The sequence below is a fragment of the Kribbella sp. NPDC026611 genome, from assembly GCF_040638345.1.
GTDB lineage: Bacteria > Actinomycetota > Actinomycetes > Propionibacteriales > Kribbellaceae > Kribbella.
Genome location: NZ_JBEZYC010000006.1, coordinates 389,017 through 399,692 on the forward strand (window position 1 = coordinate 389,017; position 10,676 = coordinate 399,692).

The following is a 10,676-nucleotide window of genomic DNA, read 5'->3' on the forward strand; positions in this document are numbered from 1 at the left end:
GCATGTCGGTGGTCGCCGAACGCATTGCGGTGCGGGTTGCCGACCCGACCATCCTGGCTGCGGCGATCACCGCGACGGCCAGGCAGTCGCAGTACGCCGATCTGTTGCCGTGGCGACCTGCGAGCCTGGCCCAGGGGCACGCGGGGATCGCGCTGCTCTGCGCGGAGTTCGATCGCCGCGATCCGAACCAGGGTTGGGATCGGAGGGGTCATCAACATCTCGCAGCGGCGGTGGCGGTGGCCGATCCGCATGACCTGTCGCTGTTCTCCGGGCTGGCTGGGATTGGATTCGCGGCGGTGCGGCTAGCTGCGGGCCGTCCGCGGTATGCGCGTCTGCTGAAGACGGTCGATGCGACGCTGCAGCCGTACGTCGAGGACGCGGCCGCGCGGTTGGCGGGCGCAGATGGCTGCGCTGCGTCTGACCACGATCTTGTCTCGGGGCTGACCGGAGTGGGCGTCTACCTGCTGTCTCGGCCTACGCAGCAAGACGCGCTGACTCGCGCGCTGTCCGGTCTTGCGCGGTTGCTGGCCGGCGTTGGCCATCCTCGACGGTGGCACACGCCAGTCGAGTTGGCGGCCGGTTCGCTGCGTACGGCGTACCCGAGCGGGCATCACAACTGCGGACTCGCTCACGGTGCGCCAGGGCCGTTGGCGCTGCTGTCGCTGGCTTTGCTCGATGGTGTGGAGGTGCCGGAGAGCAGACAGGCCGTCGAGAGCACCGCCGACTGGCTCGTCGACCACCAAACCACGGTGGCCGGCACGCCGGACTGGCCCGACGCCGTCTCCCTCGACGGCACGTCGCCTGCGGGCGTGGCGGGGCGAGCGGCCTGGTGCTACGGGGCGGTCGGGGTGTCTCGGAGCCTTTGGCTGGCGGGTACTGCGTTGCGCCGTGCGGATTGGCGGGACCTGGCAGCCGACACGATCCGCGGGATCGCGCGGCGGCCCCCGGAGCAGTGGTGGTTGGACACGCCAACGTTCTGTCACGGCCGTGCGGGGCTGCTTCAGGTACTGCGGCGGTTCGCGGCGGACCTTGGTGATGTCGAGGTTGCTCGCACTGCGTCGGAGTTGGGTGCCGGCTTGGAGGCGGGGTTCGATCCGGACTCGCTGCTCGGAGTACGCGGTCGCGAGCCCGGCGGCGTACTCGTCGACCATCCAGGACTGCTGGACGGCGCGCCGGGAATCGCGCTGGCATTGCTCGAGTCGCCGGGCTGGGACCGAATGTTCTTGCTGTCATGAGCAACTACCGGGTGCTGACCGCACTGGCCGTCCGCGCGCCACTGTTGCCGGCCGCAACCTTCGCCAGGCTCGGCAAGGACCTCGACGCCGAGCGGTGGTGGGCCGACGCGGAGGTTGAGTTCGCGGTGACGGTCGCCTCGCCGGACCTGGCCGACGCGTTGAACCCCTCCGCAGCCACGGCGTCCGCCGCGGCGCTGGCCGCGCTGCAGCGGTATCTGATCCGGGCCGCCACCCGCCCGACACCGTTCGGTGGATTCGCTGCGGTCGGTGTTGCGCGGTGGGCGGATCGCACCGATCTCGAGGTCGAGGCGGTCCGGCGGCCGACGCGCACCCGGCCGGACATGGAGTGGTTGTCGAAGGCACTGACTCGGGAGACGGTGCAGCGCGTCTATGCCAACACCTGCGCGTTCGAGCATGCCGGCCGGATCTACCTCACCGACCCGGGCACGGGCGGCCTGCGGTCCGGCCCGGACGTGTCGGTCCGCGCAACCCCGGTAGTACGCCTCGCTCTGGCACTGGCCCGGGGGAGCGGGATCGCCTTGGAACAACTGGCCCGACAGATCGTCGACGAACGCCCGTCCGCGACCGTCGAGAAGGTCGACCGGCTCCTCGACGAGCTGATCTCCCAGCAGCTCCTGCTGCCTGCGCACCTGCCACCGCTCATCGGCGACCCGCTCGCTCGTCTCTTGAGCGTCGCCGGTTCGCCCGGCTCGCTTGGTCTTGCGGATGTTGCGGCCGCCTGCCGCCGTGTCGACGTCGCCCCTGCGCCGACCGCAGCACTCGGTAAGGCCAGGGCACTGGCAGAGGTGCAGGTGGACACCAGCCTTCCGCTGTCCCGCACCGGGGTCGCTCGGCTCGTCGCCGAAGATGTCCGCCACGCCGTCGACGCCCTGTTCAAGCTGCACCCGAACCCCGGTTGGTCACCGCTGGCCGGCTATCGCGCAGCGTTCCACAACCGGTACGGCGACGACTGCCGGGTGCCCCTGCTCGAGCTGCTCGATCCACGCTTCGGCCTCGGTCCGCCGTCGGCGCACGCTGGCCACGGCAGTGGATCGCGCGATCGGCGAGCCGACGTACTGCGGGATCTGGCGGCTGGGGCGATCCGCGACGGCAGCCACGAGGTCGTCCTCGACGACGCGCTGATCGAGCGAATGTCCAACTGGGCCGTCGAGCCGGATCGGTTACCGGTCTCCGTTGAGCTGAGTGTCCTCGTCGCCGCGCGGAGCCGGACGGCGATCGACCGGGGCGACTACCTGTTGATGGTCGGGCCGAACCTCGGTGCGCAGGAGGCGGGGCGAGGGCTCGGCCGCTTCGCGGACCTGCTCGGCGCGGACGCCCGCGAGTTGCTGACGGAGGTGGTCGCCGCGGAGGCCGCCGAACGCGGCGATGATCCCGTGGTTGCCGAGCTGGTGTATCGGCCGCTGCGGGCCCGGTCGGCGAATGTCGCCGTACGGCCGTTGTTGCGGGACTACGAACTGCCGGTCGGAGTGGCGTCGACGGTCGCGCCCGATCGGGTCGTGCATGTGGACGAGTTGTCCGTCGGACTGGAGGACGGGCGGTTCCGGGTGTGGTGGGACACTCGGGACCGCCCGTTGCTCCTCACCGCGGGGCACATGCTGAATCCGTCCGCGGCTCCGCCGGTCTGCCGGGCGTTGCTGGACCTGACCTCGGACGGTACGACGTACCTCTCGGACTTCGACTGGGGACCGATGACCGGGATGCCGTTCCTGCCGCGCGTCCGCTACGGCCGGGTGGTGCTGTGTCCTGCGCAGTGGCAGCTGGGTCGCGACACGTCAGTCGACGCGTGGCGGGCGCAGTGGAAGGTCCCGCGGTTGGTCTATCTGGCGAGCGGCGACAACCGGCTGCTCCTCGATCTGGACGACAGCTCGCACCAGGAACAGTTGCGGGAGGCAATGGATCGGCAGAGCTCGGTGACCGTCCAGGAAGCGTTGCCGGGTCCCGACGATGGCTGGTTGCCCGGCCCGCGGGGCGACCTCATCGCGGAGCTCGTCGTACCACTCGTGCGCACCAAGGCCCTGTCGCCTACTCCGATCCGCCGAACCCCGATGCTCCGCAAGGATTCCGACGTCCTGCGCACGCCCGGATCCGACTGGCTCTACGTCGCCCTCGACGGCCCGCAACGGACCGAGGACGAGCTGCTCGTCGGCTCGCTCGGCGCGTTGGCGGACGGCCTCGTCGAGAGCGGCGACGCCGACGGCTGGTTCTTCGTCCGGTACGCCGACCCGGACCGGCAACTGCGCCTACGTCTTCACGGCGAACCGGCTGTGCTGATCGACAAGGTCCTGCCGGAGCTGAGCGGATGGGCGGCGTACGCCATCGCCTCCGGAACCCGGACCCGCTTCGAGCTCCGCACGTACGAACGCGAGGTCGCCCGGTACGGCGGACCGGAAACCACCGTGATCTGCGAGTCCATCGCTTGCGACGACAGCGCAGCGGTCCGCCGGCTCCTGCGCGCCGGCCGGGAGCTCGACCGCGTGGAGCTCGCGCTGGTCAGCATGGCCGACTTCCTTCGCTCGCTGACCAATGACGACCTCCGCTGGGCTCAGCAATTCGCCGACCAGACGCCAACCGCCGGCCAGCGCTTCCGCGAGACCAAACAGCACCTCAGGTCCCTGCTGCAGCAGCCCTGGGAACCGATCACCGAGATCCTGGCCCGCCGCCGCGAGGCCTTGAGCCCGCTCGTTGCGTCCCTGCCCTCAGGGCATCAGGAAACCCTTGCCGCCAGCCTGCTCCACCTGCACGCCAACCGGCTGGGCCTGGACCACGCCGCCGAACAACTGACGCTTGGTCTGCTGACCCGAACGCTCCGCTCGCTCGCTGCCTTCGGCGCTACTTCTTGAGGTTGTCGATCTGGGACTTCGCCTTGAGCAGGTCTCCGGTGGAGGCCTTGCCCACCTCGGCCTTGGCCATCACCTCGAGGATGGAGTCGAGCTTGCCCTGGATGAGTGCCTTCTCCAGCGAGGTCAGGACGATCGGTCCGTGCACCTTCTCCCACTCGTCGGCCTCGTAGAGCAGCGTGTAGATCTCGATCACGGCGTTGACGAACCAGGACGCCTTGACGTCGGCGACGCTCGCGCCGTTCACCAGTTGCTGGTACACGGTGAAGGAGTGCCAGACGGCATCCTTTTCCATGTAGTGCATGTTCGCCGGCTGCTGCTCCTTGGCGGTGATCCACTTGTCGAGCGCGGCGCGCCGGTACCGCAGCAACGCCCCGATCCAGGCCCGGGACTCCCGGAACGAGCGGTTCAGGAACGGCTTCAGGTCGGACTTCTTCTTGAGCGCCCCGGCGCTGCCCTTGAGCAGCTCCGCGCCGAGCATCCGGCCCTCGTTCTCGGCGATCATGTCGTTGATCGAGTCCTGCCCGAACACCTCGAACCCCTCGAGGTGCCACAGCTCGTACGCCAGGAAGAGCTCGCGCAGCCCGAGCTGGTTCTGGGCGGCGTACTTCACGCCGGTGGCCCAGTGCATCAGCTGCGAGATGTTCTTGCCGCCACCGCGGACGTCGGCGTCGAAGTCGTTGATCTCCGTGTTCGGCTCGCCGATCAGGAAGGGGATGTCGAGGTACCGGAGATGGGCGGTGTTCTCGATGCCGAGGATGTCGGTCGCGGCGCCCAGTTTGGACGGCAGCGCGAGGATGTTCCGGAACATCGGCAGTCCCTTCAGCCGGTCGAGCTGGGCCGGGAGCTCCTGCCGGTTCAGCCAGCTGATCGCCTTGCGCTCCCAGTCGTTCGCGGGCAACCGCCAGGGACCACCCTTCGTCCTCACCACCAGTTCCTCGTGACCGCCGACGTCCGCCATCGCCCCCTCGAGCGGCGCGCCGATCCGCTGCTCGGCCGCTTCCTTACCTTTGGCCGCGGTGGGGGAGGCGAAATAGTTGGCGAGGTACTTCGTCGACAGCCGCTTGTAGAAGTCCGAACCCGTGTTGATGCTGCCCGGCACCTTGGCCCGCGCGGCGGCCTCCGTCTTGATGTACGCCAGTACCTCGAGGGTTTTCGCCTCGGCGTCCTTGTTGTGCCGGTCGGTGGGTTGCAGGCCCAGCAGCCAGAGCGCGTAGTCGAGCTCCGACCCGCTCATCTCCGAGCGCAGCCGGTCGGGAAGCCATTCGTGGTAGAGCTCGGAGTAGTACGTCTTGAGCACGTCGAGCTGGTAGATGTCGCGGTTGAACGGGAGCAGCACCGCGTAGATCGCTTCCTCGTCGGTCCCCGCCCCCTCCACCGCCTTCCGCAACCGCTTCGCCGCCGCAACCCAGCCGGCGCCATCCGTCGGCAGCGTGCTCTGGATCGCCTGATCACTGTTGGGGTCACCCATGTTGATCAGCTGCAACGCATACTCCAGCTCACTCCCACTGAAGTCGCCCCGAATGTCCTCGACCAGCTCCATCTTGTACTTCTGCCGATACTTGTCCTTCAGCCGCTTCACCGCCTCCGGATCCCGCCCCACCCGCTGCAGCGCGCGATATACCCCCTCCTCATCCGTCCCCCAGCCTGCTATCCCCTTCCGCACGTCCTTCGCAACCCGCTCATAATCAACCGTGTCCGCAAACACCTGCCCAGGCGCAACCGGCTGCCGTTGAATCGGAGCGTTCGGCAGCCCTCGTTGCTGCACCACATGCGCAAGCTCATGGGCCAGCAACCGCCGCCCACCGGCATCACCCGGCGCATACTCCCCGCGCCCGAACACGATGTCGTTCCCCACCGTGTAGGCCCGGGCCCCCAACCGGGCGGCCGACTCAGCACTCCGCGGCCCTGTATGCACCCGAACCTCGCCCAGTCCGGTCCCCAACTGCCCCTCGAAGAACCCCCGCACCGGCCCCGGCAATCCCATCCCCGCCGCACCGGTCACCCCATCACCGGACAGCGTGCGACCACCCGCCACCTGACCGCCGGACCCGTCGGTCGTACCGACCACCTGCTCAACCACCCGATCAGCAGCCACCTCACCCGAATCATCCACGCGCCCAACAGCCCCCGGCCCCTCACCGGCCAGCAACCGCCGAACCCCTTGATTCCCCACCTGCCGCTGCAGCCCAACGACTGCCGACTCACTCCGCCGCACGATCGCTGCAGCTTCCCCCGCCCCCTCCAGTCCCACCTCAGCCTTCGGCCCAAACACCCGCATAGCCGCCCCCTCACCCCTACCGCGAGTCTGCGCGCTTCCAAACTCCCCAGCAACCAGCGAGACCCTCGGATTCAGTCCCGCTGCTGATTGGCGACTCCTGACTCGATCTCGGGTTGTTCGAGGAAGAGCCGGATTAGTGACGGATCGGCCGCCACGGCGAACATCCCGACATTCTGAAAGACGTTGACGTCCTTGACGTCGGATTCGCCTTCGCGCTCGACGCGTCGGACGAGCTTGCTCGTCAGACTCTCAACCTCGTCCGGAGAGAGGACGACGCCCTGCGGGTGGCGGAGCGCGAACACCGCGACGACCGGCTCGGCGGCTGCCGAGCGATCGTCCAGCTGGCGCAGTAGTTCGGGATCGGCTCGCGCCTGATGTTGCTCCTCGGCCATAGCGGGCCCACTTTCGCTGGAACGCCTTCCAGGACATCGTAACCGGGCCGACCGACCGGGGCAGTCGGACCTCAAGGATTGAGGATCGTCAACGCCATCGGGCCGTTCGGCAGACCGTGTCCGACCCGATCGGGTGACTGTCCAGGCTCGCGGCTGCACGACGTCAAGATCGCGGTCTCGAGCTCGTCGACGGTGGCGGACGGTTTCGCTTCCAGCAGCAGGGCCGCGAGTCCCGCGACGTGCGGGGTCGCCATCGACGTACCGTCCATCGCCTGGAACCCGCCACCGGGCCGGGCGGAGATGACGCCAACCCCCGGTGCGACGAGATCAGGCACTGTCGGATCGAGCACCCGGTCGAACCGCTGACTGGAAGAGAACCAGGCGACGTTGCCGGACCGATCCACTGCTCCCGTCGAGACTGCTTCTGGATAGTTGCCTGGTGAGCGGCTGGTGCCGGCTGCCTCGTTGCCGACGGCGAACACCGGAAGGATCCCGCGGAGCCGAAGGATGCTGGTCAGGCTCTGGAAGTCGTCCCACCACCCGGGCAGGCCCAGGGACATGCTGAGTATCCGCGCACCTTGGCCGATGGCCCAGTCCATGCCGGCGACGATGCGCGCCACCACCTGTCCGCCCTCGATCACGACGGCGCTCGCCAGCGTCGCTCCAGGCGCGACTCCGAAGTTGTGGCCGTTGACCGGTCGGCCCGCGATCGTGCCCGCCGTATGAGTGCCGTGCTCGGCGGTGTCGAAAGGCTGCGGATCGGGGACGACCTGCCGCCCGAAGGAATCGAACTGGGCGAAGCTGGCGATGGCGCCTTGCAGACCGGGGTGCGATCCGTCGACGCCGGTATCGAGATGGGCCACCCGGACGCCCTTGCCGGTGAGTCCGTCGGCCCACAGTTCGGGCACGCCCAGGGCGTTCAGGCCCCACGTACGCGTTGATCGAAGGCCGGCAGCCCGTACCGCCACGGGGTGGATCAGCCCAATCTGAGGTGTACCGACGACCTCGGCGACCTGGTTGTCCGCGCGCAGGGCAGCGAGTCCCTGCTCGTCGACAGTGCCGATCGCCACGCCGAGGTTGGGGTAGTAGCGCACCGGTGGGAGAGGTTCCAGCTCGGGCAGGTCCGCCCGCAGGACGGCGGGCCGGTGCTCCAGGGATGCTGCTGCGGCCAGCGTTTCCTCTGCCCGCTTCCGCGATCTGCTGGGGATCCGCTGCTCTGTGAATGTCCCCGCGAGGTCCGCAGCCGCGAGCGCGATCGCGGTCTCCTGGCTGAGTTCCGAGTGCGTGAAGTACTTGGACAGATCGCCGGCGCTCGCCGCGGCGGTCCCGCCGGGTGCGGCTTTCAGTACGACGATGACCGAGGCGATGCCGCTGGTCTCGAGTTCCTGCGCGATTGCGGTTGACATGGTTCCCCCTCATGGATGCCGGAGTACTCTCCGGCTGCGGTCATGGCGTTTCAGCTTCCAAAAACTACGAGGCCGGCAAATACGGACAGGGCGGCTGCTGTCAACCCCAGCAGGCGGCGGCCGAAGAGGGTCAGCTCCTCGGTTGCGATGAGCGCGGTCAAGGCGATCATCCAGACCACGGCTGCCTGCTGGACCGCAGCCATGACGGCCATGAGCGCCCAGCAGGACGTCAGGCAGCGGAGGGCTTGCCGCCAGGCGAATCGGGCGCAGGCAGCGTCCGCGCGACGGCCCACGGGAGGTAGCGCGACCGTGCGCCAGCAGCGGTTCAGGGAGCGTCGCTTGATGCTGGTGAGCTGCCAGCCCGCGGCGACGACCAGCAGAACGGCCAAGAGCGTGCGGTTGTCGATCTTGATGGCCTCCGCGACGGCTGAGGCGACGACACCGACGACGACCCAGATCGCGACGTAGGTAGCGAAGTAGATCGACATGGCCCACCGGCGACGGGATCGGATGCTGTTCAGGCCGACGTGCCGCACAGCCGGTAGGGCGATCGGGGCCATCATCGCAACTGACATCACTGTCCAGCCCAGCAATGCAGCGGGAAGCCACGGCATGGGTGATGCCTGCATGCTGTGGCCCGGATGATGGTCGTGCATCTGAGCGTGTTCCGTGTGCACCCCGACGCCGGCCACCACCGCGGTCCACGCAGCAGCGACGACGAGCGCGAACGGCCACTCGGGTCGCCACCGCATTGCGGCAACGATCCGGCGTCGACCCTCGAGGACGTCGTACATGGTGGCGTCAGGCCACGAACAGACCGACCCGACCGATTCGAACCGGTTGTATCGCGGCCGCCCGTTCGGCCTGAGCCGCCGCGGAGAGTTCCTCGCCTGGTGGTGGAAGCACCTCGATCGGCTCGAAGGTCACGCTGAGCGAGGCTGGGTCCCAGCGCTGCTGCCGCCGGAGCGCCTGGATCGCCGCGGTCGCGTCGAATGTTTGCCCGAACCCGGCGTGGCCCTCGTGCGGCCGGTCGGGGTCGTTCATCTCGGTCAATCCGAAGAAGGAGACGTTACCTATGTGGTGACGCTCGTTCTCGGGACTGCCAGGAAGATCGAGGTATACGGCGTACGCGAGGCCGGGATCGCGGTCGGCCTCGACGTCGTCGATGCTGACCAGAACAGCGCCCTCGTCGCCGGCCGCAGCGGTCCTGGCCCGCGCACTCGCCGGTACCGTCATCCGCACCGAAGCGGTGCTCCCGACGAGTTCGAGCGGATGTTCGCTCGCTGCCACCAGTTCGGGCGGGCGTTCAGGCGGCCGTGCTGCTGCGGCCAACTCGACCTCCCTCTGGAGGGCTCTGATCTCGTCGTCGTAGGCGTAGTTCAACTGTACTGCGGTGTCGACGACGTCTGCGCACGAAAGCGTCACCTGCGTACCGGTCTCGTCGTGGAAGACGAACGCCTGGTTGAGCCAGCCGGCCTCAACCGGGTTTGCTCGGCCGGGGAGCTCGAGCCAGTTGTTCCACAGCCGATCGATATTGGCGTGATGCAGCCAGAAGATCGGATCGAGGGCCGCGCAGTTGGGATCTGTCATCAACGCACCTCGGCAGGGATTGACTACCTGCCCGCCACCGATCGTCGGGTGCATGACGTTGTGCGGTGTCGATTCCAGTTGCCCGATGCCGTTGCCGAAGTGCGCGGGTCCCACCCGACTGCCGCCAAAACTGGGCACGCCTTGCGGGGCCGTGAAGTCGGTCATCGACATCGCCGCCGCGCTCGTTGTCGCGGTGGCCGGTACCTGACCGCCCGTCATCAGGGTTCCGTTACGGCCGGGTGCGGGTACGAAGAGGGGGTTGGCTGTGCCGTCGGGAAGCGTCGGCGCACGGAACGCCGGTGGCAAGGTATTGCTGGGGAAAGTCTTGTCGTAGTTCCAGTACGGGAGCGCGAAGTCGGCGGGTCCACCGAGGTCGCGGACTGCCTTACGCACGATTCGCTCGAAGTAGTACAGATACATCCGGTGCCAGGGCAGGAAGAACCAGCCGCGATGCTGGCATCCGTTCCACTCTGCGCCCGCCGGCGGTGCCGCAAAAGTGCCGTGGATCGCGGCCTGGTAGGCCCAGCTGGTTGGATCGGCCACCGGCCTGGCCTGCATGACCTGAATCGCTCGAGCGTAGGCAAGGGTGATGGGGTCGAAGGTTTGCGCAGACTCCAGGTCCCAGGCGTCCCGGCGGACGAGGTCCGCGACGAACGCGCCGGGCCATCCCCAGTTGGAGGTCGGGGCCGGGTATCCGGGGTCGACTGTTCCGGGGCCGGTGTCGCCGCGGGTGACGCGGATGTATTGGTTGTCTTTGAAGAAGTAGCACTTCGTGTGTGAATAGAGCGCGGCGTCGATACCGTTGGCGCCGAATCCGGCGGGCCATCCCCAGTTGGAGGTCGGGGCCGGGTATCCGGGGTCGACTGTTCCGGGGCCGGTGTCGCCGCGGGTGACGCGGATGTATTGGTTGTCTT

General features: G+C 68.2%; 7 protein-coding genes. 2 read left to right on the plus strand and 5 right to left on the minus strand.

Annotated features, from left to right (window positions below; genetic code table 11):
* Positions 1-2 precede the first annotated feature (2 nt).
* Together AB0E69_RS26170 and AB0E69_RS26175 are read left to right on the plus strand one after the other, a co-directional pair.
* Positions 3-1,235 (plus strand): lanthionine synthetase C family protein, encoded by a 1,233-nt coding sequence (locus AB0E69_RS26170; RefSeq protein ID WP_360151657.1) that lies wholly within the window; start codon positions 3-5, stop codon positions 1,233-1,235.
* Positions 1,232-4,096, plus strand: a complete 2,865-nt coding sequence (locus AB0E69_RS26175; RefSeq protein ID WP_360151237.1) for a lantibiotic dehydratase — start codon at positions 1,232-1,234, stop codon at positions 4,094-4,096. The genes AB0E69_RS26170 and AB0E69_RS26175 overlap by 4 nt, the downstream gene beginning before the upstream one ends.
* Here AB0E69_RS26175 and AB0E69_RS26180 read toward each other — a convergent pair.
* From AB0E69_RS26180 to AB0E69_RS26200, 5 genes are all read right to left on the minus strand, one after another.
* Positions 4,086-6,209 carry a DUF4157 domain-containing protein gene (locus AB0E69_RS26180; RefSeq protein WP_360151240.1) on the minus strand — a complete coding sequence of 708 codons (2,124 nt, stop codon included), beginning with the start codon at positions 6,207-6,209 and terminating at the stop codon, positions 4,086-4,088. The genes AB0E69_RS26175 and AB0E69_RS26180 overlap by 11 nt on opposite strands.
* A 236-nt stretch (positions 6,210-6,445) precedes the next feature.
* Positions 6,446-6,766 (minus strand): hypothetical protein, encoded by a 321-nt coding sequence (locus tag AB0E69_RS26185; protein WP_360151243.1) that lies wholly within the window; start codon positions 6,764-6,766, stop codon positions 6,446-6,448.
* Between the two features lie 71 nt (positions 6,767-6,837).
* Positions 6,838-8,172: a S8 family serine peptidase gene (locus tag AB0E69_RS26190; RefSeq protein WP_360151246.1), complete on the minus strand. Its 1,335-nt coding sequence runs from the start codon at positions 8,170-8,172 to the stop codon at positions 6,838-6,840.
* 50 nt (positions 8,173-8,222) lie between these two features.
* Positions 8,223-8,924 (minus strand): DUF2182 domain-containing protein, encoded by a 702-nt coding sequence (locus AB0E69_RS26195; protein ID WP_360151249.1) that lies wholly within the window; start codon positions 8,922-8,924, stop codon positions 8,223-8,225.
* A gap of 49 nt (positions 8,925-8,973) precedes the next feature.
* Positions 8,974-10,676: tyrosinase family protein (locus AB0E69_RS26200; RefSeq protein WP_360151252.1), on the minus strand; the 1,703-nt coding region annotated here is incomplete at its 5' end.

What these genes read in the sequence shown, in the direction of transcription:
- AB0E69_RS26185 (WP_360151243.1), bottom strand. Translation starts at nt 6,766, where the DNA reads ATGGCCGAGGAGCAACATCAGGCGCGAGCCGATCCCGAACTACTGCGC.
- AB0E69_RS26170 (WP_360151657.1), top strand. Translation starts at nt 3, where the DNA reads ATGTCGGTGGTCGCCGAACGCATTGCGGTGCGGGTTGCCGACCCGACC.
- AB0E69_RS26195 (WP_360151249.1), bottom strand. Translation starts at nt 8,924, where the DNA reads ATGCGGTGGCGACCCGAGTGGCCGTTCGCGCTCGTCGTCGCTGCTGCG.
- AB0E69_RS26175 (WP_360151237.1), top strand. Translation starts at nt 1,232, where the DNA reads ATGAGCAACTACCGGGTGCTGACCGCACTGGCCGTCCGCGCGCCACTG.
- AB0E69_RS26190 (WP_360151246.1), bottom strand. Translation starts at nt 8,172, where the DNA reads ATGTCAACCGCAATCGCGCAGGAACTCGAGACCAGCGGCATCGCCTCG.